The sequence below is a fragment of the Streptomyces deccanensis genome (genome assembly GCF_022385335.1).
GTDB classification, from domain to species: Bacteria; Actinomycetota; Actinomycetes; order Streptomycetales; family Streptomycetaceae; genus Streptomyces; species Streptomyces deccanensis.
In genome coordinates, this window is sequence record NZ_CP092431.1 from 416,043 (window position 1) to 439,483 (window position 23,441).

Genomic DNA, 23,441 nt, shown 5'->3' on the forward strand with positions numbered 1-23,441 from the left:
GCTGAGAGAGAAAGTTTCCTTCTCTTCGAGTTCGCATCTCCTGGCCTCCGGGCCGGTTCCACGCGTCGCACACCCCCACTTCAGAAGGTGCACGTGATGACGAGAAGACTCGCAAGCGGACGACTCGCAAGCGCACTGACGGCGTTGCTCCTGGCGCTCGTCCTGATCCCGCTCATGCCCGCCACCGCACGGGCCGCCGATCCCCCCGTCCCCCCCCGGCAAGCTCCCCGGCCGCCCGCAGCGCGGTGGCGGCCATGCAGCCCGGGTGGAACCTGGGCAACACCTACGACGCCATCCCCGACGAGACGTCCTGGGGCAACCCTCCGGTGACCCGGGCCCTCTTCCAGAAGGTCAGGTCACAGGGGTTCAAGAGCATCCGCCTGCCCGTCACCTGGGGCATCCACCAGGGCGGCGCCCCCGACCACACGATCGACGCGGCCTGGATGGCGAAGGTGCGCCAGGTCGTCGACCTGGCACTGGACGAGAACCTGTACGTCCTGCTGAACATGCACCACGACTCCTGGATGTGGGTCGACACCCTCCCCACGGACCACGACACCGTCCTCGCCCGCTACCGAGCCACCTGGACGCAGATAGCGGCGGAGTTCCGCGACAGGTCGCCCCGGCTGGCGCTGGAGAGCATCAACGAGCCCACGTTCACCGGCACCTCCGGCGACGACGAGAACTACCGGCTGCTGGCCGAGCTCAACCGGGTCTTCCACCGCGTCGTCCGCGACTCGGGCGGCGGCAACGCGAACCGGCTGCTCGTGCTGCCCACCCTGTACACCAACGCCGACCAGGGCCGCCTCGACGCGCTGGCCGCCGAGCTGGCGGAGCTGCGCGACCCCATGGTGGCCACGACGGTCCACTTCTACGGCTGGTGGCCGTTCAGTGTGAACATCGCCGGGTACACCCGGTTCGACGCGACCTCGGAGCAGGACCTGACGGCCACCTTCGACCGGGTGCACGCCGCGTTCACCGCGCGCGGCATCCCCGTCGTCATCGGCGAGTACGCCCTGCTGGCCTACGACCACAACCGGCCCGGCATCATCCAACGGGGAGAGCAGCGCAAGTACTTCGAGTTCCTGGGCGACTACGCCCGCCGTAGGAATTTCACCACCATGCTGTGGGACGCCGGTCAGTTCCTGAACCGCACCACCCTCCGATGGCGCGACGCGGAGCTGTTCGGGCAGATTAAGTCGAGCTGGACCACCCGTTCCGGGACCGCCTCCAGCGACGAGGTGTTCCTGCCGCGATCGAGTGCCATCACCGCCGAGGACCTCACCCTCAACCCCAACGGCACCGACTTCCAGGGGCTGCGGCACGGCTCCCGCAACCTCCGCCAGGGCAGGGACTACACGCTCTCCGGCAACCGGCTCACCCTGACGGCCACCGCGCTGACCGAGCTGGCCGGTGACCGGGCGTACGGGGTCAACGCGACACTGGAGGCGCGGTTCTCCCGGGGCGTGCCCTGGCGGATCGACGTGATCACCGCCGACAGCCCGGTGCTCTCGGCCGCCTCCGGGAGCACCACCGGCCTGGCGATCCCGACCCGCTTCCGGGGCGACCGGCTCGCCACCATGGAGGCCCGGTACGACGACGGGAGCAACGCGGGACCGGCGAACTGGACCTCGTACCAGCAGTGGGACACCGCGTTCTCGGCCTACACCGACGACGCCATCAAGCTGACCGCCGAGTTCTTCACCTCCCTGCGGGAGAACTCCCGGGTGACGCTCACCTTCCACTTCTGGAGCGGCGCGAAGGCGACGTACCACGTCACCAAGTCGGGGGGCACCGTGACCGGTTCGCCCGCCTGATCCCGGTCGGCGAAGGGAGGGCCCCTACTTCGGTTCCGTCGCGATCTGGATCAGGTTGCCGCAGGTGTCGTCGAAGACGGCGGTGGTGACGGGGCCCATCTCCACGGGCTCCTGGACGAAGCGCACGCCGAGGCCGCGCAGCCGCTCGTACTCCGCGCGCACGTCGTCGACGGCGAACTGGGCGAGCGGGATGCCGTCCTCGACGAGGGCGTCCCGGTAGGTCCTGGCGGCCGGATGACCGGCGGGCTCCAGGAGGAGTTCGGTGCCGTGGGGCTCGTCGGGTGAGACGACCGTCAGCCAGCGGTCCTTCTCGCCCACCGGGACGTCGTGCTTCTTCACGAAGCCCAGGATCTCGGTGTAGAAGTGCTCGGCCTTGGCCTGGTCGTCGACGAAGACGCTGGTCAGATGGATCTTCACGGGGTGTTCTCCTGCCGCTGTCCGGGGGTGTCGGTCACGGGCCACCGCTCGGTTATCCGCCGCAGTGGGGCCGTGTCGAGGTCGTGGAACTTGTAGCGGCCCTCCCGTCTGGTCTCGACGAGCCCCGCGGACTCCAGCACGGCGAGGTGCTGGGAGACCGCCTGACGCGAGATCCCGAGCCCATGCCTCATGCTCAGCCGGGAACAGATCTCGAACAGTGTCTGCCCGGACTTCTCGGTGAGCTCGTCGAGAATGATCCGGCGCGTGGGGTCGGCCAGGGCTTTGAACAGGTCGTCGGCCACACCCCCAGCATAGGCAAGTATGCACTTGCCTATCAAGTGACCGGCCGACGCGCCGCCCGGCGCTCCTACAGTGCGAACAGCTCCGCCGCGTTGTCGTGGCACACCGCCCGCAGCCACTCCTCGCCGAGGCCCAGCCGTTCCAGGGCGTGGAGCTGGTGCACGTACGGATAGGGCAGGTTGGGGAAGTCGGAGCCGAGGAGGACACGGTCCCCGAGGGCCGCCAGTCGGGGCAGGGCCCTGCGGGGGAACGGCATGAACCCCTCGCTGAAGTCGGTGAACGCCATCGTGGTGTCCAGCCGCACCTCCCCGTACCGCTCGGCGAGACCGAAGAACTCCTCGTACTCGGGCATCCCCATATGGGCGACGACCAGCCGCAGCCGAGGGTGCCGCGCCAGCACCCGGGCGATCGGCTCGGGGCCGGTGTGTTTGCCCGGGGCGGGCCCGGAACCGCAGTGGATCACCACGGGAACCCCGGCCTCGGCCAGCAGCCCCCAGGCCGGATCGAGGAGTTCGTCGGCGGGGTCGTACGCCCCCACCTGCACATGCGCCTTGAACACGCGCGCTCCCGCCTCCACGGCCTCCCGGACGTACGCCTCGACGCCCGGCTCCGGATAGAGGGTCGCCGTGTGCAGACAGTCGGGGGTGCGGCCGGCGAAGTCGGCCGCCCAGCCGTTCAGCCACCGGGCCATGCCCGGCTTGTGCGGGTACAGCATCGCGGTGAAGGCCCGCACACCGAACTCCCGCAGCAGGGCGGCCCGTTCGGCCTCCTCGTGACGGTAGGTGATCGGCCACTCCATGCCACCGGTCAGCGGTCCGAGCCCGTCGAAGTACTCCCACACCTTGCGCAGGACACGCTCGGGCATGAAGTGCGTGTGGACGTCGACGAGGCCGGGCAGGGCGAGCGCCGCCCAGAAACGGCGGACCTCGGCGGCTTCCTCCCCCACGGACATGTCACTCATGGCGTCCATGATCGGCTCCGGCGAGCCGGCGGGTCCACCCCCGCGCCCGGGAGATCGATGAGGGATCTCTCACCAACCCGTGCCGGACTACACGTTCTTCTCGCCCTTCACCGCCCTGACGTCCTCCACGAACATCTGGAAGAGCAGGCGGGTGATGTCACTGTCCCCGAGGGAGAGGCTGAACGGCTCCTTGGCCTCGGGCTTGAGGCCGATGAATCCGGGGAGCTTTCCCTCTCCGCCCGCGGCGGTCGGGAAGGTGCTTCCCGTCTCCTCCTCGCGGGTCTTCCTGATGTGATAGGGAGTTCCCTTCTCTCCGGATATCGCCATGTATTGCGGATCGAAGAGTCGTTCGTGCGCGCCCTCTTTGAGCGTGAATTCGACCATGACCTGCTTGTCCTCGTCATGGAAGTACTCGGCGGCCTGACCGGCGTCACCCAGGTGGTTGCTGACGGGCATGACTCCGACGTCGCCGCTGCCGTCCGCGACCGCTTCGCGGAAACGCTTCGCGATCCCGTTGCCGTCCTTGCTCTCGGTCATCAGCCACTGCTCCGTGGCCGCTGCCTTTCCCTTCCAATCCATGATCGCGACGGCCTCGCTCGCGAACATGGTCCGGTAGAGCTTCAGCCGGCCCTTGCCCTTGTCGCCCAGGGCGGCCAGTTCCTCCAGCAGCTGGGGTCCGACGGTGTGGAGAATGTCCTCCAGTTTCCGCTTCGGTGCCGGCCCTGCTTTCTTCTTCTTCGTCTTGGGCGGAAGGAGGGAATGACCCGCAGCCGTCATCTTGTCCTTCCAGTATTTCTCCTGGAGCATTTCCTGCGGATCGCCGAGGGTCCGCTGGACCGCCTGCGCCGGACGCGGGTCACGCACGGAGTCCACCGCGCCCCGCCCGGGGTCGGCCGCCCGCTGCACCTCGGGCCGGGCGGGGCCGGACATCACCCGGCGCGCGTTGGCCTCGGCGGCCTGCTCGAACCGGTCGGACGGGTCGGAGACCTTCAGCCCGCCGCCGTTGTCCGTGCCGGCGACCGGCCCCTGGCGCTGCTGGATGACATGGGTGAGTTCATGGGCCAGCGTGTGCTTGTCGGCTCCGCCGTCACCGATGACCACATGGCTGCCGGAGGTGTAGGCGCGGGCGCCGACCTCGGCGGCGGACGCCCTCGCCGCGCTGTCGTCGTGGATGCGGACGTCCGAGAAGTCGGCGCCGAGCCGCGCCTCCATGTCCGTGCGGGTGGCCTCGTCGAGGGGTTGGCCGGGCGCGCGCAGGACGTCATGGACGGCCGAGCGCTGCACCGTGGGCTCGACGGCACTCCCGTGCCCGCAGCCGGCACCGTGCCGGTGCTCCTCCTGGGCCCAGGAGTGTCCCGCCCCGCGGAGCAACTGGACGACCGCCGCGTTGCCCGTGGCGTTCTGCAGGGCGAGCAGTCCCTGGGGCGACGACAGATCCGGCTGCCGCCGTGCGGGTGACGCCGCCGGTGTGACGGCCGAGCCCCGGTTCTCCTTCCGCTCGTCGCCTGCCTTGTCGCTCCTGCGTGTCCGCACTGACAGCCCTCTCCCATGATCGACGCGTGGAATTCCTTGCTACACCGGCATCGCCCCGTTCGACGAGGTCCTCAGGGGCAGACCTCGGCATCCGATCGGGCAACACCGTGGGGCGACGCGGGGGACGACGCGAGAGACGAGGCGGGAGACGGCGGTCGTAGGTCCGGCGCGTCCGTGCGATGCGCGTGCCTGGTGTGGTTCGGCCCGGGCCGGGCACTCGGGCGTCGACCGAGGCGGGACGGCCTGGAGGTGTGGGATGGCGGTACGGCATCGTCTGATCAAGGTGAGCCCGCAGACCGTGTGGGACGTCCTCGCGGACGGCACCCGGTACGCGGAGTGGGTGGTGGGGACCTCGGCCTCCGAACCGGTGCGGGGACAGTGGCCGCAGGTCGGCTCGGCCATCGCCTACGAGATCCGGGTGGGCCCCTGGCGGCTGAGCAACGAGACGGTCGTCCGGTACTGCGACGAGGGCTCCGAGCTGGGCCTCGAGGCCCGGGCAGGGGTGCTGGGGACGGCACGGATCTCCGTCGAGCTGCGCCCCTGGGGGCCGTACTGCCTGGTGATCGCGGACGAGCACCCCTTGCAGGGCGTGGGCGGAAAGCTGCACAACGTGGGTGTGGAGGCGCTGATCCAAGTGCGGCACCGCACGATGCTCGCCCGGCTCGCCCGGCTGTGCGAGGCCGAGGGCTCGCCCCAGCGGGAGAGCACCGAGGAGGCGGGGACGGAGCGACCGAGGAAGCCGCGCGGGATGGCGGCGCACCGCACCGCCGGCGGCCATGGCTGACGCCGTCGTCATCGGGGCCGGTCCCAACGGGCTGGTGGCCGCCAATCTGCTGGCCGACGCCGGATGGAGCGTCGAGATCCTGGAGGAACAGCCCGAGCCCGGCGGCGCGGTGCGCCACGACCGGGAGGTCGACCCCGACTTCGTCAACGACCTCTTCAGCTCCTTCTATCCCCTCGCCGCCGCGTCACCGGTCCTCGCAGGGCTGCGTCTGCACGAGCACGGCCTGCGCTGGAGCCACGCCCCGCACGTCCTCGCCCACCCCCTCGGCGACGACAGGTGCGCGGTGCTCTCCCGCGACATCGACGTCACCGCCGCGTCCCTCGACGCCTTCCACCCGGGCGACGGGGACGCCTGGAGGCGCCTGCACGCGACCTGGGAGCGCCTCGGCCCCGACATCGTCGACGCGCTGTTCACCCCTTTCCCGCCGCTGCGCGCCACGGCCCGCCTCGCCGTCCGGCTGAGGGCTGCCGGGGGCCTGCGGATGGCCCGCACCCTGGCGACACCGGTGCGCCGGATGGGCGACGAGGAGTTCCGGGGGGAGGGCGGCAAACTCCTGCTGGCCGGGAACGCCCAGCACGCCGACCTCGCGCCGGAGGCCGCGGGCAGCGGCGGCTACGGCTGGCTGCTGTGCATGCTCGGACAGACGTACGGTTTCCCCGTGCCGGCCGGCGGCGCCGGAGCCCTGACGGCGGCACTCGTCAGCAGGCTGCGGGCGCTCGGCGGCAGCATCCGCTGCGGGCAGCGCGTGAGCCGGGTCCTGGTACGCGACGGACGGGCCGCCGGGGTGCTGACCGCCGAGGGCGAGACGGTGACCGCCCGCAACGCCGTCCTCGCGGACGTGTCCGCACCGGCCCTCTACGGCGACCTCGTCAGCCCGGAGCACCTTCCCTCCCAGGTGCTGGCCGACCTCAGGCGCTTCCAGTGGGACTTCGCCACGTTCAAGGTCGACTGGGCCTGTGACGGACCCGTGCCCTGGCGGGCCGAGGCGGCGGCGGGCGCCGGCACCGTCCACCTGGCCGACGGGGTCGACGAACTCACCCGCTGTGCCGCCCAGATCGCCATGGGCCAGGTACCCGACCGCCCCTTCGCCCTCTTCGGGCAGATGACGACGGCGGACCCCTCCCGCTCGGCCCGGGGCACCGAAGCCGCCTGGGCCTACACGCACGTGCCACAGGTCATCAAGTCCGACGCGGGCGACGAGGGGCTGACCGGCAAATGGAACCGTACCGAGCAGGAGCTGATGGCCGATCGCATCGAACGGCAGGTCGAGCGGTTCGCCCCCGGTTTCCGCTCCCGTGTCCGCGCCCGGCGCGTGCTGGCCCCGCCCACCCTGCAGTCCCTCGACCGCAACCTGTACGGCGGCGCCCTCAACGGCGGCACCGCGGCCCTGCACCAGCAGCTCGTGTTCCGCCCCTCCCCCGGCACCGGCCGCCCCGAGACCCCCGTGGACGGCCTCTACCTCGCCTCCGCCTCCGCCCACCCGGGCGGCGGGGTCCACGGCGCCCCCGGCGCCAACGCCGCCCGCGCCGCACTGCGCCGGCACCGGCTGCCGGGCCTGACCCGCGCCCAACGTGTCCTCGCCCACCGGGACCGCACCGGCCGAAAACCCGGCCCCCGCCGCTGACGCCGCACGCCCCCCGTGGCCGTACGGCAGCCGGATGGCGCGGGGCCCGACGCCCCGCACGAGAAAAGGACCCGCACGAGGAACGGACCGGACCCGCACGAGGAACGGACCCCCGCAAGGCGGGGAGAAGGAGGGCCCGCCGTGGACGACAGCCCACTCGAGGACCGCGTCGTCGTGGTGACCGGGGCGGCCCGCGGCGTCGGGGCGGCGCTCGCCCACCAGCTCGCCCGGCGGGGGGCACACCTGGCTCTGCTCGACCACGACGAACCGGCGCTGCGGGCGACCGCCGCCGCGCTCCCCGCCACCACGCTGGCCCTCCGGGTCGACGTCACCGACGGCGCGGCGCTCGACGACGCCGCCGCGACCGTCCGCGGTCGCCTCGGCCCGCCCTCGGTCGTCGTGGCCAACGCGGGGATCGCCGAGAGCGGCCCCTTCGCCCGGTCGGACCCCGCCACCTGGCGCCGGGTGATCGACGTCAACCTGATCGGCAGCGCCCAGACGGCCCGGGCGTTCCTGCCGGACCTGATCAGGACGGCCGGCTACCACCTGCAGATCGCCTCCCTGGCCTCCATCGGCGCCGCGCCCCTGATGAGCGCGTACTGCGCCTCCAAGTCCGGCGTCGAGGCGTTCACCCACGCGCTGCGCGCCGAGACGGCACACCACGGCGTGGCCGTCGGCATCGCCTATCTGGGCTGGACCGACACCCAACTGATCCGCGACGCCAACCGGCACAGAACCATGCGGGAACTCCGCGCCCACATGCCACCTCCCGCCGGACACGTCCAGCCCGTCGAGCCCGTCGCCGTCCGCCTGGCACACACCGTCGAGCAGCGCCGGACCGTCGTCTACATCCCCCGCTGGCTCCGCCTGACCCAGCTGACCCGCGCCGCGATCCCGCCCCTCGTGCTCCGCGCGACGCGCCGCACCCTCCCGCGCCTCGAATCCGAGCGCCCTCTGCACCCCACGGGCCTCCTCGGCCCCGGCGCCATACCGCCGGAACCTCGGGACGGTACGCACTGAGGACCCTGCGCGGTTCGTTGCGTCGCACGCCGACTCCACTACTAAGCGAACTCGAACCGATACTCTCCGGAATCGTCGACATGGCGTGAGGAGAGATATATGGATGCGGGCAGGCGGCAGTTTCTCGGCAGGTGCGGAGTCGTGGTGGCGGGAGCCGCGGCACCGCTCACCCTCCCCCGGCCCGCGCTCCAGGAGAGCCACGCCCGACCGTTCGACCCGCACATCCGCAGCGGCAGCCGCACCCGAAGCCGTACCGAGCACGAGCGGTTCATGGGGCTGGCCATCGAGCAGGCTCGGCGCAACCCCGAGTGGCCGTTCGGCGCGGTGATCGTCGACAGCCGCACCAGCGAAGTGCTGGGGAGCGGGGTCAATGAGGGGGCGGACAGCCCACTGCTGCACGGCGAGGTGGTCGCCATGAACGACTACGTACGGCGGCAGGGCAACCAGGGTTGGGCCGGGACCACCCTGTACACGACGGGTGAGCCCTGTTCGATGTGCATGAGCGCGCTGGCGTGGGCGGATGTGCGGCGCGTCGTCTGGGCGAGCTCGATCGACGAGATCCGTCGCACCGACATCATCCAGATCGCCCTGACCGCACGGCAGGTGGCCGCCGCCGCGCAGTCCTTCTACACCCCCGAACTGCTCCTCGGCGGCATCCTGTCCGACCGGACCAACCAGCTCTTCCGGGAGGCGCAACGGCTGCGCCAGGGCCAGGGCGCCGCCCACGACGAGACGTCCCGGCAAGGGGCGGGGAGCCACCGACCGGTCTGAGCCGGTCCGCCCGAGGCTTCGGGCACAGCCCCGAGGTGCGGCGCGGCCCGGCCCGGGCGAACCTGATGATCATGCGGCGCGACGGTGAACCAGACGGTGACGGCGGTGCCGTGGACTCGGCGCTCGACGAGCTCTACGTCACGCCGCCGCCCGCGTTCGTCTCGCGCCGCGAGAGCCTGGCGACCGAGGCCAAGGCGGCCGGACGCGTGGCGGACGCTCGTCGGATCCGCGCCGCCCGCCGCCCGTCGCTGGCGGCGTGGGCGGCGAACCTGCTGCTGCGCTCCCGGCCGGAGGAGAGCCGGGCCTTCCTGGACCTCGGGCAGGCGCTGCGCGACGCCTATCGGAGCCTGGACGCCGACGGGGTCAAGGAACTGTCCGAGCAGCGCCGGGGCGTCGTCGCCGCGCTGTCCCGGCAGGCCGCCGAGCTCGCCGCCGAGGCCGGGCACCGGCTCTCGGACCCGGTACTGCGCGAGGTCGAGGCCACCCTGCGGGCCGTGCTCGCCGACGAGGACGCGGCCGGCCGGTGGGCGACCGGCCGACTGGAGAGCGCCCTCACCCCGCCGTCGGACTTTCCCGGCACCACGGCCGTGAGGACCGATCGCCCCCGGAGGCCGACCGCACCCACGCGCACGAGCACGAGCACGCAGGACGAGGTCGCCGAACGGCGCCGTCAGAGGCAGGAGCGACTCGCTCAGCAGAAACAAGAAAAGCTCGCTCGGCAGAAACAGGAGAAGCTGGCTCGGCAGGAGCAAGAGAAGCTTGCTAGGCGACAGCGGGAGAAGCTGGCTCAGGAGAAGCGCGAACGCCTCGGCCGGGCGCGGGAGGAGGCCCGGGCCGCCGATCAGCGCCTGCGGCAGGCGCGTGACGACCTCCGGCGGGCGGAGCGGCAGCAGCGTGCGGCGGAGAAACAGCGTGAGGAGGCCGCCGGCGCCGTCTCCCGGGCCGAACGGGAAGCCCGGGACGCCGCGTCCGAAGTGAAGCGACTGTCGGGACGCGGCACGTAGCGAACGGGTTGGATGGCCCGCATGACGACAGTGGAAGGCATTGACGCTCGCGGTACGCACCACTGCGAGACGACGGCCCTGGGGGTGCTGCTGCGGCACCAAGGGCTCGACCTGTCCGAGCCCATGCTCTTCGGCCTCGGCTCCGGCCTGTCCTTCATCTACTGGGACAGCAAGAACATGGACTTCCCGTTCCTCGGCGGGCGGGTCAAGCCGTTCGAGCTCACCAGGAACCTGGCCGCCGCCCTCGGCCTGGACCTGGTGGTCAAGGAGACCGGCTCACCCCGCAGGGCGTGGGAGAACGTGAAGGCTCCCCTCGACGCGGGCCGACCGGTCGGACTCCAGCTCGACAGCTACCACTTGGAGTACTTCTCCTCGAAGGTGCACTTCGGCGGCCATGTGGTCGCCCTGTACGGCTACGACGACCGTGATGCCCACCTGGTGGACACCGACCAGCAGGGCGGAGCGGTGTCCACCAGCCTGGCGAGCCTGGCCGAGGCCCGGGCCGCGCGGGGGCCGATGAGTGCCAGGCACCGCTCGTTCACCCTGACCGTGCCGACAGGAGGCCCGCCCGCCGTGGCGGACCGGATCGTTCCGGCCATCACCGCCTGCGCCGACGCCTTCCTCCACCCGCCCATCGCCAACCTGGGGCACCGGGGCATCGAGAAGGCCGGAAAGCTCGTACCGACATGGTCGCGGCGCACCGACGATCCAGGACGGGATCTGCCGCAGGCCGCCCTCCTGATGGAGAAGGCCGGCACCGGCGGCGCCCTGTTCCGCAATCTCTACCGTGACTTCCTCGCCGAGTGCGCCGAACTGCTCGACAGCGACCGGGTCCGCGCGGGCCACACGCTGTACGCCGAGGCGGCCGGCCTCTGGACGGAGGTGGCAGCGCTGATCGGGAAGGCGGGTACGTCGGGCGAGGAGGAGTGCCTGCGGCAGGCGGGCACGGTGCTCGGCGATCTCGCACGCATCGAGCGCGAGGCCATGCGGGAACTGAGCCGCCTGGAGCCGTAGTCGACCGAGGAGACGTACGCCACTCCTCCCGCACGCCCCCTAAATACGCATCTCCGATGCAACATTGCTAGGCTGCCGCCGTGAGGCTGACCAGATACACGGATCTCGCACTACGGGCAGTGATGCGCCTGGCCGTCGTGGACGGCGAGGAGTTGCTGACCACACGCCAGATCGCCGACTCCATGAACGTCCCCTACACGCACATGGCGAAGGCCATCGCCCAGTTGCAGCACCTGGGCGTGATCGAGGCGCGGCGCGGCCGCAACGGCGGGCTGACGCTCACCGCCGCGGGGCGGAGCACTCAAGTGGGCGATCTGGTCCGGACGTTGGAGGGCGACCGGGAAGCCGTGGTGTGCGAGGGCGACGCCCCGTGCCCCCTCTCGGGTGCCTGCCGGCTGCGGCGGGCCCTGCGGCAGGCGCAGGCCGCCTTCTACTCCTCGCTGAACGGCGTGACCGTGGCCGATCTGGTGACGTCACCGACGGGACCGGTGCTGCTGGCACTCGGCGCTCCCCCGGGCTGACCGCCACGCGGCACCGGATCGCGACCGTCGAACGGCCACCACGCACCACGGCCACCACGGCCACCACGGCCACCACGGCCACCACGGCCACCACGGCCACCACGGCCAAAAATACGAGTCTCACGCACCAATTAACGAATCGATCTTCGGCAACAGGAGTGTCTTCGATGCTTTCCGCGCAGTCGGCCCCCGTCGTACGCGCGACGCTTCCCGTGGTGGGAGCCTCGCTGACCACGATCACGGAAGTGTTCTACCGGCGGCTGTTCGAGGAGCGTCCGGAGCTGCTGAGGCACCTGTTCAACCGCGCCAACCAGGCATCCGGCGCCCAGCGCGAGGCCCTGGCCGGTGCCGTGGCGGCCTTCGCCACCCTCCTGGTCGAGCGGCCCGACGAACGCCCGGACGCCGTCCTCGCGCGCATCGCCCACAAGCACGTCTCCCTCGGTGTCACCGCGGACCAGTACCCCTTGGTGGGGCGCCACCTGCTCGCGGCGGTCGTCGAAGTCCTCGGTGACGCCGTCACCCCCGAGGTCGGTGCCGCCTGGGACGAGGTCTACTGGCTGATGGCCAACGCCCTCATCGCGATCGAGGCCCGCCTCTACACCGAGGCCGGTGTGCCGGACGGGGAGGTGTGGCGGCCCATGGAGGTGGCCGAGCGCCGTCAGGAGTCCGCCGACGCCGTGTCCCTGGTCCTGCGCCGGCCCGACGGACGTCCGACGCCCGCGTTCCGCCCCGGTCAGTACGTCAGTGTCCGCGTGGAGCTGCCCGACGGCGCCCACCAGATCCGCCAGTACAGCCTGTCCACGGCCCCCGACCACAAGACCTGGCGCATCACGGTCAAGCGCGAGAGGGCCGCCGACGGCACCGTGCCCGACGGCGAGGTCTCGTCCTGGCTGCACACCCACGCCGAGGTGGGCTGCGTGCTGGACGTCTCGGTGCCCGCCGGTGATCTGGTCCTGCCGGAGGGCGACACCCCGCTCCTGCTCGCCTCCGCCGGCATCGGCATCACCCCGATGCTGTCGATGCTCGACCACCTCGCCCTCACCTCCTCGTCCCGCCCCGTCACCGTCGTGCACGCCGACCGCTCCCCGCTCGACCATGCGCACCGCGACGAGCAGGCGGACCTCGTCAGCCGTCTCCCCCGTGCCGACCTCCACCTGTGGTACGAGCGCGACGCCCACCGCTCCCCCGGCACCCATGTCCTCACCGGTCGCGCCACGCTCGACCACCTCACCCCGGACCCCGACACCACCGCCTACCTCTGCGGGCCGCTGCCCTTCATGCGGGCGGTGCGGGGCGAGCTGCTGGCCAAGGGCCTGCGGCCCGCCGCGCTCCACTACGAGGTGTTCGGCCCCGACCTCTGGCTCGGCAAGTGAGCGGGACGCGACGCCTTCCCGACATCCGCGACCGCCAGGACGTGGAGCGGCTGGTCGGCGCGTTCTACGACGAGGTCCTCGGCGATCCCCTCATCGGCCGGCTCTTCACGGAGGTGGCCCGTGTCGACCTGGCCGTCCACCTGCCCGTGATGGCCGACTTCTGGGAGAGCGCCCTGCTCTCCCCGGGGGTCTACCGCCGCAACGCCCTGCGCGCGCACCGCGACCTGCATGCCGAGAGCCCGTTGCGCGCCGAGCACTTCGACCGCTGGCTGGAGCTGTGGTCGGCGGTGGTACGTCGACGGCACGCGGGACCGGTGTCCGAGCGGGCGATCGTCAAGGCGCACGCCGTGGCCCGCGCCCTGCTGCACAACACCGCGGGCGACGGACGGCCCCGCCGGGAGCCCGGCCCCGTCCTCGTCACCATCGAGCCGTCGGCCGACCACGGACGGACGGACCCGGCGGGACACCGGCCGGAAAGCGAGGGGTGAGACCGGGTCACCTCCGCGCGGGCTCGCCACCTCCGGCCCCGTGCCCGGGCGACTCCCGGCCCGTGGCGTCCGGCTTCCAGTCCTGGGCGAGGAGCCCGAGCACCACCTCGTCCAGGAACTCGCCCATCACCCAGGCCGAGGAACGCAGCACGCCTTCGCGGACGAAGCCGTTGCGCTCGGCGGCGCCCAGCATCGCGGCGTTGTCCGACAGCGTCTCGATCTGCAGCCGGTTCAGGCCGCGCACGAGGAAACCGTAGTGGCACAGCACCGCGACCACGTCCGCGCCGTAGCCCTTGCCCCGGGCGGCCGGCAGCAGCCCCAGCCCGATGTGCGCGGTCCGGTTGTGGGTGTCGATGCCCCAGAGCGCCGCGGTGCCGATCAGCGTCCCGCCCTCCGACTCCACGACGGAGAACGGGACGCGGTCCTGCGCCGTGCCGTCATCCACGGGCCGCGCGTCCTTCGCGTCGGGGGCGAGCGGACGCCACGGCCTGCCCTCGGACCGCGCGGCGTTGACCACGTCGTTGTAGAGCTCGGCCACCAGAATCGGAACGTCTTCCTCGTGCCGAGCCCTCAGCCCGACCTTGGCACCTCTCAGCATGCGAGCTTCCTACCGGGCCGAACGAGCCGTCGGCAATCGAATAAGCCCACGCCGGTTCACCCGCTGCCCCGCCGGGCCGGGCTCGTCGGCTCGAAACCGGTGTGCAGGCTCGCCGCCGACGGGCCACGAGGCCGGCGTGACACACCACGTCGCGCTCTCCGTGGTCGGCACGGGCCGCCTCCAGGAGAGCGGCTAGTTCCGCGCCAAGCAGGTCCAGGAGGAGCTGATCGAGGCGTCGGGGATCCCCTGGTCGATCGTGCGTGCCACGCAGTTCTTCGAGTTCGTGCAGGGGAGCCGACATGTCGGCCGAGGGCGACGCCGTACGGCTGGCCCCGGTCGGGATCCAGTTCGACGCACTCGTCCGCGAGGCGCTCGCCGCCACGAACGACCCCCGCACGGTCGTCACCGACCCGACGCCCTGTACTCGGGTGCTGGCTCGCGCGGCAGGGGTGAGGGCCGCGCCGACCCGGCGGACGGGTGGGCACCCTCCTGGGTAGGCTTTCCGGCGGGGCCGCGCGACCGTGTGTACCAGGTCGCCGTACCCACCGGTCCGGTGTGCCGCTCGACCAAGAGAGACATGATGTCCCCGACGATTCGCAGGGCCGTGATCCCCGCCGCCGGCCTCGGTTCCCGACTGCTGCCCCTCACCAAGGCGATTCCGAAGGAGATGCTGCCGGTCGGCGACAAGCCGGTCGTCGAGCACACCGTGCGCGAGCTGGTGGACTCCGGCATCACCGACATCACCATCGTGGTCTCCGGCGGGAAGAGCCTCATCCAGGACCACTTCCGGCCCAACCCCGCCCTCGTCGAGCAGCTCCGCGAGGACGGCAAGACGGCCTACGCGGACGCGGTCGAGGAGGTCGCGGAGCTGGCCCGCCGGGGGCACATCACCTATCTCGACCAGTACGGGCCGTACGGCAACGGCACCCCGGTGCTGAACGCCGCCCGCTCCTTCGGTGACGAGCCGGTGCTGGTGCTCTGGCCCGACGACGTCTTCGTGGCCGAGGTCCCCCGCGCCCAGCAGCTGATCCGCGCCTACGAGCAGACCGGCTGCCCGGTGCTGGCGCTCCTGCCGATGGACCCGACCGAGTCCCAGCGCTACGGCGTGCCCATAGTCAAGGAGGACCTCGGCGACGGCCAGCTGCGCATCACCGGCCTGGTGGAGAAGCCCGAGCCCGCCGCCGCGCCCTCGGCGTACGCGGCCATCGGCGGCTATGTCGTCACCCCCGGCATCATCGACGAACTGCGCGAGCAGACCCGCCGCTGGTACGAGCACCGGACGGGCGAGGTCTACCTGACCGACGCGATCAACGCGTACGCCGCGACGCGTGCGGTGTACGGGCAGGTCATCAAGGGCCGCTGGTACGACACGGGCAACCCGGCCGACTACCTGGTCGCCCAGATGGCCTCCGCGCTGGCCCACCCGGAGTACGGCCCCGTCCTGCGCGGCCTGGTGAACGGCCTGGACTCCCCCGGAAACTGACGGGGCCAGGCGCCGCCGAGCCGGGGCCGCCCGTCGCTCCTGCCGCCAGTCTGGTGGTCCCTGGACCGTGTCCGCGTCCGCGCTGTCACAAAAGTGCTCGCCGATCGGTCTTGTGGGGGCAGACGCGATTGGAGCAACCGTGACTTTCGCTGAGACCGCAGACCGACGACGGATCGGGGCCGTGGCCGCCCTGGAGGCCCTGCTCGCGCCCGACGCCGTCAGCCTGTCCGACGGCAACGGGCTGCGGGGGGACACCGAACTGCGGTTCGTCGAAGCCAACGGGTGTGCGGGCGTACTGGCACGGTGTTGAACCCGAGCAAGCTCGCCGGCTTCGGGTAGACCTCCCGCGCTTCCCTCTGGAGACCGCGCGCGGTGCGGATGTGACATGTGGGCTGCCGTGACCCTTGCAAAGGTCCGGACCAACTGCTAATTCCCTTTCTGTTAGGAAAGTTTCCTACCAGTTGGCAGGAGTCCCCCATGAGACCGGCACGATCCGTTCTGCTCGTCGCCGCGCTGCTGCTCCTCGGCCTCGTCCTCACCCCCGCGACCGCGCAGTCCGCCCCCACCGTCCCGACGACCCAGAAGGCGGCGGCGAGCCCTGTCGCCGCCAACGGACAGCTCAAGGTCTGCGGCACCAAGCTCTGCAACCAGCAAGGAAAAACGATCCAGCTCCGAGGGATGAGCACGCACGGTCTGCAGTGGTACAGCCAGTGCGTCACCAGCGGCTCGCTCAACGCCCTCGCCTCCGACTGGAGGGCGGACGTCCTGCGCGTCTCCATGTACATCCAGGAGGACGGCTACGAGACCGATCCGCGCCGCTTCACCGACCTGGTCCACTCGGCCATCGAGCAGGCCACCGCCCGCGGCATGTACGTCATCGTCGACTGGCACATGCTCGACCCGGGCGACCCGCACCACAACCTCGCCCGCGCCAAGACCTTCTTCTCCGAGATCGCCCAGCGCCACCGCGACAAGAACAACCTGCTGTACGAGATCGCGAACGAACCCAGCGGCGTGAGCTGGTCCCGCATCAAGAGCTACGCCGAGCAGCTCATCCCCGTCATCAGGGCCAAGGACGCGGACACGCCGATCCTGGTCGGCACCCGCGCCTGGTCCTCGCTCGGTGTGTCGGAGGGCGCGAACGAGTCCGAGGTGGTCGCCAACCCGGTGAACGCGGCCAACATCATGTACACCTTCCACTTCTACGCGTACTCGCACCGGGACGAGTACCTCCAGACCCTTTCTCGCGCGGCGGACCGGATACCCGTCTTCGTCACCGAGTTCGGCACCCAGAACTACGCGGGTGAGGGCGCGAACGACTTCGCCATGGCGCAGCGCTATCTCGATCTCCTGGCGGCCAAGAAGATCAGTTGGGTCAACTGGAACTTCTCCGACGACCACCGCAGTGGCGCCGTCTTCAAGCAGGGCACCTGCGCCGGCAACGGCCCATGGGCCGGCACGTCCTCCCTCAAGCCGGCGGGCGTCTGGATCCGCGACCGCGTCAGGACACCGGACGACTTCTGACCGGTGATCAGCCGGACGACTTCCGAACCGGTGGCCAACGACACGACGGGAGCCGCCGACCGGCCCCGGCTCCCGTCGTGTCGGCGGGGGCGGGCGCGGTGAGGGCCCGGGCCGGGGACGCGGGCGCGGCCGGGGCGGGGAGGACGGCTACGAGCCCTTCGGCGACGACGCGCTGGTCACCGTGCACGTCGTGCTCGGCGCCACGGTGCTCCTCCTCCACATCGCGGCGCAGGTCGTTCTCCACGCGGCGTTCGCGGCGCACGTCGGTCTGGTGCTCAAGCACCAACTGGTCGACCGCGACCACCTGTTGGGCCGCATGCTCTGACCAGGCGCGTTCTCAGCCCGCCTCTTCGACCAGGCGGCGGACGCCGGCCTTGTCCAGCTTTCCCGAGGCGTTCCTCGGGACGGCCGGCACGATGGTCAGGCGGCTGGGCAGCTTGTACCGGGCCAACCGGTTCGCCGCGTGGGCGTGGACGGCCTCCAGGGTGATCTCCGACGTGCCGTCCACGCTCATGACGGCCTGCACCGTCTCGCCCCACCGTTCGTCGGGGACGCCCACGACGGCGACGTCCACGACTCCCGGCATCGCGGCGAGGACCCGCTCGACCTCGGCGGGATAGACGTTCTCACCGCCGCTGATGATCATGTCCTTGAGCCGGTCGACGATGTACAGGCAGCCGTCCTCGTCCAGGTGGCCGACGTCTCCCGAGTGGAACCAGCCCTCCTCGTCGAAGGCGGCGCGGGTGGCCCCGGGATCGTTCCAGTAGCCGGCGGTGACATTGGGGCCGCGTACGACGATCTCCCCCGGTTCTCCCGGTCCCAGGGGGGCGTGGGTGACCACGTCGACGACCCGGACCTCGGTGAACGGCATGGGGAGGCCCGCGGAGCCGATCTTCTCCAGGGTGCGCTCCACCGGCAGATGCGTGGCGAACGGCGCGGTCTCGGTCAGGCCCCACGCCTGCTGGAGCAGGATGCCGTGCCGGGCGTAGAGCTCGATGAGCGAGGGCGGTACCGGCGCACCCGCGACCACGATCGACCGCAGACGGCTCAGGTCCCGGTCGAACACACCGGGTTGTCTCGCCATGGCGGCGAACATGTGGGGGACCCCGAACATGGAGTTGACCCCGTGGGTGACCAGGTCGTCGAGGCACCGCCCCGGGTCGAACCCCCGGCTGACGACCACCGTGCCGCCGCGCACCAGGGTCCGGATCACGAAGCTGTTCAGGGTGCCGATGTGGAACAGCGGGGCGACGGCACAGGTGACGTCGCCGCGGCGGGTGTCGAGCTGGAGGTCGACGTTCACCCCGTTCCACCAGACGTTCCCGTGGGTGAGGAGGACACCCTTGGGCGTGCCGGTGGTGCCGGAGGTGAACATCAGGATCGCCGGGTCGTCGGCGGTCTTGACGGCCACGGAGGTCGTGGGCGGGGCGTCGGCGAGGAGGGACGCCCAGGGTTCCCAGCCGGGCGCGCCCTCGGTCGGCACCTCGGGGTCGTCGTCCACCAGGAGGAACCGGGTGAGGGCGGTCCGGTCGCGGATCCCGTCGACGCTCGCCCGGTGCCCCTCCTCGCAGACGAGCGCGGTGGAGCCGCTGCGGACGAGGACGGCCTCCAACTCGGCTGCCGCCAGACGGAAGTTGACCGGGACGAAGACGGCCCCCAGCCGGTGGGCGGCCAGCAGGGTGACGAGGAAGGAACTGCTGTTCAGTCCGAGGTGGGCGACCCGGTCCCCGTCGCCGACGCCGCCCTGCGCCAGCACGGTGGCCAGGCGGGCGGCCCGGTCGTCGAGTTCGGCGTAGGTGAGGTCACCGCCCGGGTAGCGGACGACGACGGAGGCGCCCTGGTAGCGGGCGTTGCGTGCGACGGCGGCGGCCGGGTTGAGATCGACCCGCAGGCCCGAGTTGCGCGGGTGGGGTGTCGTCGCTTCAGGGGTGGTCACGAGCGGCTCCTCGTCAGGCGTCGGCCCGCCGCAGGCTACGCCGTCGACGCGGGCCACGCGCCGAGGCCGCAGGCGAGTCCGTGCCGAATTCGCGCATCAGGGCCCTTGCCGAGGTCACGGGAGGGGTCCGCGGGATGCGATGGAATGGCAACAGGTCTGGAAGAGACTCGCATGTCGTCGGTGACCCCCCATATCGGTCGAGGTCTGGTCCGGCGGCCGCCGACTTCCGCTCGGCGGACCCAAGCCCCGCGCGCTGCCGGCCGCGTTGCTGCTGCGGCCGGGCCGGGTGGTCTCCGCCGGGACGCTGATCGACACGGTGTGGGGCGACGAGCCGCCGGACTCCGCACGCGCGCTCGTGCAGACGTACGTCTCCGAACTGCGGCGCGTGCTGCCGGCCGGAGCCGAGGGCATCGAGACACGCCCGCCCGGCTATCTGCTGCGGGTGGACGGCGACCGCGACCGGCTCGACCTGCGGGACTTCGAGCGGCTCACGGCTGCGGGGCGTGACCGGGCGGCCACCGCTGATCATCGAGGCGCCTCCGAACTTCTGGGGCAGGCACTGGAGTTGTGGCGTGGATCGGCTCTCGGTGGGGTGGGGCGAGCGTTGCGGGTCGAGGCCGAACGGCTGGAGGAGGCGCGGCAGGTTGGGCCGAAAGGCCGACGCGCTCGCGGCTACGCGGAGGGGCGCGCCGTACTCGCCGACGCGCTGGGCATCGACCCGTTCCCGGCAGCGTCGGGAAGTCCCCGTTCGCCGTGCAGGTCGCGCACCGGGTCGCCGCCGACTATCCCGACGGCCAGCTCTACGCCGAACTGCACGGCTTCAGTGATCCGGTGCCGCCCGTCGAGGTGCTGGCACGGCTGCTGCGCGCGCTCGGCACCGAGCCGCCCGAGGATCCCGCCGAACGCTGCGACCTGTTCCGCGGTCTGCTCGCCCGCCGCCGGGTGCTGCTGGTCCTCGACGACGCGGGCTGCGAGGCGCAGGTGCGGCCGCTGCTGCCCGGCAGCGCGCTGCGGCGTGCTGATCACCTCCCGGGCCCGGCTGGCGGGCCTCGACGGCGCGGCCCGCACCGAGCTCGACGTGTGGGCCTACGCCCTGCTGCGCGAGGGGTCGTATGGCGGCTGGCCCGTGCCGCCCGGCTGCTGCCCGAGGGACTGTGCCTGCTGGTCACGGAGGGCTACCGCCCCTTCGTCCCGCACCAGCCGTCGCCGCCGGAGCCCGGCCCGCACGTCGCGGGCGCCGCCGTCGATCTGACTCACCGCCGCAGCCCGCCGCAACCGCCGTACCCTGTCCGCCGCGCTCACCACGGCCGGTCTCACCAACTACCCGCCGGAGTGGTGGCACTGGTCCTACGGTGACCGGTACTGGGCCCTGCGCACCGGCGCGGCGGCGGCCCTCTACGGCCCGGCCGACGCCTGAGCCCGGCCGAGGGGCGCCTTCCTCAGTGGTCCCGTGGCGGTTTCAGGCTCACGGGCGTGGGGCCGTCGGGGCGGACCGTGATGCCGTGGACGGCCTTCGGCGCGGCGGAGTGGAAGACCGGCGTGTGGACGGGCAGCAGGTGTTCGAGGAGGACGGTCGACTCGCGCAGGGCGAACTGGAGGCCGAGGCACGCGCGGGGCCCGATGCCGAAGGGGTAGTACGCGCCCGGCTGGGCGGGGCGGCCGCCCGGGGAGGTGAAGCGCCGAGGGTCGAAGCGCTCGGGGTCCGGCCACAGGGCGGGATCGCGATGGGTGAGGTACGGGCAGACCAGGAGGTCGGAGCCCGCCTCGACGGTGTGACCGGCGAGGACGTCGTCCTCGGCGGCGTGGCGCGCCAGGATCCAGGCGGACGGGTAGAAGCGGAGCGTCTCGTGAATCAGCGCCTGGACGGCCTGTCGGCGCTCCGCTGAGCCCTCGTCACCGGCGGACAGGGCCTGTGCGCGGGCTTCCGGGTGCCGGTCGAGGAGCAGGTGGAGCCAGGTGAGGGTGGTGGCGGTGGTCTCGTGTCCGGCCGCCAGCAGGGTGACGAACTCGTCGCGGATCAACCGGTCGGTGTACTCGGGGTGTTCGGCGGAGGCGTCCGTCAGCACGTGCAGCAGTCCCGGACCATGAGGGCCCGCCGCACCGCCGCGGGCGGCGTCGATGGCGTGCCGGGCGATCGCGTCGATCCGTGCGAGGTCGGCGGCGACGGCGTCCCGGGCCGCGTCCGCGTCGGCGGGCAGGGCCGGCAGGGCGGCCCCCACGGCTTCCACGGCCGCCAGTTCGCGCTGGGTCTCGTCGTCGAGGGGGTGGCCGGTGAGGGAGCGCCAGATGGTGTCCAGGGCGAAGCGGCGCATCTCCTGGCCGAGGTCGAAGGTCTGCCCGGTGCGGGCGTAGGCGTCCCAGCGTCGCGCGGTGGTGCGGGCTGCGGCGGTGATCCGCTCCTCGTAGCGGCGCATCCCCGTGCCGGTGAACTGGGACTGCAGCAGACGGCGTTGCCGCTTCCACGCCGTACCGTCGGCGGCGAGGAGGCCGTCGCCGATCAGCACACGGGCGCGGTGCGAGCGTTTGACGTAGCGCTCCGGCCGCGTGACGAGGACGTGTCGGACGGCCTGCGGGTCGGTCACGAGGACGGTGGGCCTCGGGCCGAGGCGGAACGCCGCGACCCCGCCGAGCCGTTCGCGCACCAGCGTCAGCAGATCGAGCAGCTCGCCGCCGTCCGACCGCCACCGCGCCACCAGCTCCGGTTCGGCCTCGGGGACGGGCCGTTCCGTCCCGGGAGCGTGCGGATGAGTGCCGGGGCCGGCCTCGGTGTCCATGTGTCCTCCCCCTGATCGACGGCTCACAGCACGGACTGTACGGGAGCGGGCACCATCGGTGACAGTCGGTCAGCGGTCGCGCCCGCTCATTCGCGTGCCTTCCGCGACGGCCCGCGACGGCCCGCGTCGGTCGGCGTCGCGATCGTGAACTACATCGCATACCCGGGGTTCAGGTTGCGGGCGGGGGTGGTGGACATGTTCGGATGAGGCGATGCGCTCCCCCCACCGCACAGATCCGCACCAGTTCTCCGACGATCGCTCCGAGGCGCCGCGCAACCCGTACGAGGAGCTCGGCGCCCTCGACGACGGCCCTCTGGAAGTGACCTCCCTGGAGGAGTTCTTCGACGAGGACACCGTCGGAGGCGGTGACGAGGAGGAGCGGGAGCCGGAGTGGTCTCCGCCCGTGCACCGGCGGGGCGGACGGCGGCGCCGGGGGCGGTTCGCGGGGCTGCCGCTCGCGGTGAAGGCGGTCGTGGGGCTGGTGGTCCTCGCCGCGTTCGCCGGTCTCGCGGACCGGTGGGCGGTGCTGTACGCGGAGCACCGGGCGGCGGACGCCCTGGAGGACCGGCTGGACCTGGCGGCGGCGCCCGAGGTGGAGATCGGCGGCTTCCCCTTCCTCACCCAACTCGCCGACAAGCGGCTGGACTCGGTGCGGCTGACCGTGCCGGACGTCGCGGCCGACCGGGTGTCGCTGGCGAAGGTGTCGGCGACGGCCCATGACGTGCGGCTGGACGCCGAGGGCCTCACCTCCGTGCGGGGCGCCCGCATCCCGCGGCTCGACGGCGACGTGTTGCTGTCCTTCGCCGATCTCAACCGCGAACTCGGCGCGTCCCAGGTGACGTTCACCGGCGAGGGCCGTGACCGGGTCCGGGCGCGTGGCACGCTGCCGGTCGCCGGGCGTGATCTGCGGCTGCGCGCCGAGGCCACGATCCAGCGGCAGGGCGAGCGGGGCATCGCCACGGAGATCGGCGGCATGCGCCTGGACATCGGGGACCTGGCCACGTACCGCCCCGGCACGCGCGCCTCGGACGGTCTGCATCTGACTCCGAAGGCCGCCGCCGACCTCGCCCGGGAGACGCGCAGGGCGAAGGCCCTGTTGTCGGTGCCGGCGATCGTACGGCGGCTGGGGATGTCGGACGCCACCGCCCGCGAGGCACTCTCCGACGAGGGCGCACTCACCGAACTGACGGGATCGCCGCGCTTCGCCCGCCAGGCCCAGAGCCTCAACCTCGTCGATCTGGCCCTGGACAACCCCGCCGTCCTGCGGAGTCTGGGCCTCGATCCCGACCTCCTCGACGCCCTGTCCCGGCTCACCCGGCCCGCGCTCGCCGACCGGTTGGCCCTCTCCTTCGAACTGCCGGAACCGGAGCGCGGGAACGTGCGACTGCGTGACGTACGCGTGGAGGAGGACGGCATCCGGGTCCGGCTCACGGGCTCCCAACTGGCCTTCGGCAGCCAGTGATTCTGTGTTCTTGATGAAATTTGGTGTGCAGATGTGT

The 23,441-nt window shown here is 71.9% G+C and carries 24 protein-coding genes and 1 pseudogene; 18 read left to right on the forward strand and 7 right to left on the reverse strand.

Features of this window, described 5'->3' with window-relative positions; genetic code table 11:
* The first annotated feature begins 254 nt into the window (after nucleotides 1–254).
* Nucleotides 255–1,817, forward strand: coding sequence for a cellulase family glycosylhydrolase (locus L3078_RS01930; RefSeq protein WP_239750206.1), 1,563 nt, complete (start codon nucleotides 255–257; stop codon nucleotides 1,815–1,817).
* A gap of 24 nt (nucleotides 1,818–1,841) precedes the next feature.
* Here L3078_RS01930 and L3078_RS01935 read toward each other — a convergent pair whose 3' ends face one another.
* The 4 genes from L3078_RS01935 to L3078_RS01950 all read right to left on the reverse strand — a co-directional run bounded on the left by L3078_RS01935 (nucleotide 1,842) and on the right by L3078_RS01950 (nucleotide 5,028).
* The gene (locus L3078_RS01935) at nucleotides 1,842–2,234 is read right to left on the reverse strand and encodes a VOC family protein (protein ID WP_239750207.1); all 393 of its coding nucleotides are present in this window, start codon (nucleotides 2,232–2,234) and stop codon (nucleotides 1,842–1,844) included.
* Nucleotides 2,231–2,536 (reverse strand): ArsR/SmtB family transcription factor, encoded by a 306-nt coding sequence (locus L3078_RS01940; protein ID WP_239750208.1) that lies wholly within the window; start codon nucleotides 2,534–2,536, stop codon nucleotides 2,231–2,233. The genes L3078_RS01935 and L3078_RS01940 overlap by 4 nt, the downstream gene beginning before the upstream one ends.
* Before the next feature lie 65 nt (nucleotides 2,537–2,601).
* A complete protein-coding gene (locus L3078_RS01945; protein WP_239750210.1) occupies nucleotides 2,602–3,504 on the reverse strand; it encodes an amidohydrolase family protein in 903 nt (300 codons plus the stop codon).
* Between the two features lie 78 nt (nucleotides 3,505–3,582).
* Entirely contained in the window at nucleotides 3,583–5,028 is a 1,446-nt protein-coding gene (locus L3078_RS01950; protein ID WP_239750211.1) for an eCIS core domain-containing protein, read from the reverse strand.
* A gap of 256 nt (nucleotides 5,029–5,284) precedes the next feature.
* On the opposite strand from L3078_RS01950, the gene L3078_RS01955 reads away from it, so the two are divergent.
* From L3078_RS01955 to L3078_RS01995, 9 genes are all read left to right on the forward strand, one after another.
* Nucleotides 5,285–5,812: an SRPBCC family protein gene (locus L3078_RS01955; protein ID WP_239750212.1), complete on the forward strand. Its 528-nt coding sequence runs from the start codon at nucleotides 5,285–5,287 to the stop codon at nucleotides 5,810–5,812.
* Nucleotides 5,805–7,436 carry a phytoene desaturase family protein gene (locus tag L3078_RS01960; protein WP_239750213.1) on the forward strand — a complete coding sequence of 544 codons (1,632 nt, stop codon included), beginning with the start codon at nucleotides 5,805–5,807 and terminating at the stop codon, nucleotides 7,434–7,436. Before L3078_RS01955 ends, L3078_RS01960 begins: the two co-directional genes overlap by 8 nt.
* A gap of 141 nt (nucleotides 7,437–7,577) precedes the next feature.
* Complete coding sequence (locus L3078_RS01965; RefSeq protein WP_239750214.1) at nucleotides 7,578–8,456, forward strand: SDR family oxidoreductase; 879 nt, start codon at nucleotides 7,578–7,580, stop codon at nucleotides 8,454–8,456.
* A gap of 99 nt (nucleotides 8,457–8,555) precedes the next feature.
* Nucleotides 8,556–9,227 carry a nucleoside deaminase gene (locus tag L3078_RS01970; protein WP_239750215.1) on the forward strand — a complete coding sequence of 224 codons (672 nt, stop codon included), beginning with the start codon at nucleotides 8,556–8,558 and terminating at the stop codon, nucleotides 9,225–9,227.
* A 71-nt stretch (nucleotides 9,228–9,298) separates the two neighbouring features.
* Nucleotides 9,299–10,231 (forward strand): hypothetical protein, encoded by a 933-nt coding sequence (locus L3078_RS01975; protein ID WP_239750216.1) that lies wholly within the window; start codon nucleotides 9,299–9,301, stop codon nucleotides 10,229–10,231.
* A gap of 21 nt (nucleotides 10,232–10,252) precedes the next feature.
* A complete protein-coding gene (locus tag L3078_RS01980) occupies nucleotides 10,253–11,245 on the forward strand; it encodes a BtrH N-terminal domain-containing protein (RefSeq protein ID WP_239750217.1) in 993 nt (330 codons plus the stop codon).
* Nucleotides 11,246–11,325: 80 nt separating this feature from the next.
* Nucleotides 11,326–11,766, forward strand: a complete 441-nt coding sequence (locus L3078_RS01985; protein WP_239750219.1) for an RrF2 family transcriptional regulator — start codon at nucleotides 11,326–11,328, stop codon at nucleotides 11,764–11,766.
* A gap of 167 nt (nucleotides 11,767–11,933) precedes the next feature.
* Nucleotides 11,934–13,139, forward strand: coding sequence for a globin domain-containing protein (locus L3078_RS01990; RefSeq protein ID WP_239750220.1), 1,206 nt, complete (start codon nucleotides 11,934–11,936; stop codon nucleotides 13,137–13,139).
* Nucleotides 13,136–13,627: a group III truncated hemoglobin gene (locus L3078_RS01995; protein ID WP_239750221.1), complete on the forward strand. Its 492-nt coding sequence runs from the start codon at nucleotides 13,136–13,138 to the stop codon at nucleotides 13,625–13,627. The genes L3078_RS01990 and L3078_RS01995 overlap by 4 nt, the downstream gene beginning before the upstream one ends.
* A 7-nt stretch (nucleotides 13,628–13,634) precedes the next feature.
* On the opposite strand, the gene L3078_RS02000 is transcribed toward L3078_RS01995, so the two are convergent.
* Entirely contained in the window at nucleotides 13,635–14,225 is a 591-nt protein-coding gene (locus L3078_RS02000) for a GNAT family N-acetyltransferase (protein WP_239750222.1), read from the reverse strand.
* Nucleotides 14,226–14,361: 136 nt separating this feature from the next.
* On the opposite strand from L3078_RS02000, the pseudogene L3078_RS02005 reads away from it, so the two are divergent.
* The 5 genes and pseudogenes from L3078_RS02005 to L3078_RS44505 all read left to right on the forward strand — a co-directional run.
* A pseudogene (locus L3078_RS02005) lies at nucleotides 14,362–14,635 on the forward strand (NmrA family transcriptional regulator); the annotation flags it as partial.
* 170 nt (nucleotides 14,636–14,805) lie between these two features.
* Nucleotides 14,806–15,708: a UTP--glucose-1-phosphate uridylyltransferase gene (locus L3078_RS02010; protein ID WP_239760171.1), complete on the forward strand. Its 903-nt coding sequence runs from the start codon at nucleotides 14,806–14,808 to the stop codon at nucleotides 15,706–15,708.
* Between the two features lie 139 nt (nucleotides 15,709–15,847).
* On the forward strand, nucleotides 15,848–16,018 hold the full coding sequence (locus L3078_RS02015) for a hypothetical protein (protein WP_239750224.1): 171 nt from the start codon (nucleotides 15,848–15,850) through the stop codon (nucleotides 16,016–16,018).
* Between the two features lie 167 nt (nucleotides 16,019–16,185).
* Nucleotides 16,186–17,232, forward strand: coding sequence for a glycoside hydrolase family 5 protein (locus tag L3078_RS02020; protein ID WP_239750225.1), 1,047 nt, complete (start codon nucleotides 16,186–16,188; stop codon nucleotides 17,230–17,232).
* 190 nt (nucleotides 17,233–17,422) lie between these two features.
* Nucleotides 17,423–17,557: a hypothetical protein gene (locus L3078_RS44505; RefSeq protein ID WP_275593114.1), complete on the forward strand. Its 135-nt coding sequence runs from the start codon at nucleotides 17,423–17,425 to the stop codon at nucleotides 17,555–17,557.
* A gap of 12 nt (nucleotides 17,558–17,569) precedes the next feature.
* Here L3078_RS44505 and L3078_RS02025 read toward each other — a convergent pair whose 3' ends face one another.
* Complete coding sequence (locus tag L3078_RS02025; protein WP_239750228.1) at nucleotides 17,570–19,168, reverse strand: AMP-binding protein; 1,599 nt, start codon at nucleotides 19,166–19,168, stop codon at nucleotides 17,570–17,572.
* A 190-nt stretch (nucleotides 19,169–19,358) separates the two neighbouring features.
* Between L3078_RS02025 and L3078_RS02030 the strand changes: the two genes are divergently transcribed.
* Entirely contained in the window at nucleotides 19,359–20,420 is a 1,062-nt protein-coding gene (locus L3078_RS02030; protein ID WP_275593216.1) for an AfsR/SARP family transcriptional regulator, read from the forward strand.
* Nucleotides 20,421–20,453: 33 nt separating this feature from the next.
* Nucleotides 20,454–20,585, forward strand: coding sequence for a M15 family metallopeptidase (locus L3078_RS02035; protein ID WP_239760173.1), 132 nt, complete (start codon nucleotides 20,454–20,456; stop codon nucleotides 20,583–20,585).
* A 22-nt stretch (nucleotides 20,586–20,607) separates the two neighbouring features.
* Here L3078_RS02035 and L3078_RS02040 read toward each other — a convergent pair whose 3' ends face one another.
* On the reverse strand, nucleotides 20,608–21,942 hold the full coding sequence (locus L3078_RS02040) for a cytochrome P450 (RefSeq protein ID WP_239750230.1): 1,335 nt from the start codon (nucleotides 21,940–21,942) through the stop codon (nucleotides 20,608–20,610).
* Nucleotides 21,943–22,153: 211 nt separating this feature from the next.
* On the opposite strand from L3078_RS02040, the gene L3078_RS02045 reads away from it, so the two are divergent.
* The gene (locus tag L3078_RS02045) at nucleotides 22,154–23,404 is read left to right on the forward strand and encodes an LmeA family phospholipid-binding protein (protein ID WP_239750231.1); all 1,251 of its coding nucleotides are present in this window, start codon (nucleotides 22,154–22,156) and stop codon (nucleotides 23,402–23,404) included.
* The last annotated feature ends 37 nt before the right edge of the window (nucleotides 23,405–23,441 follow it).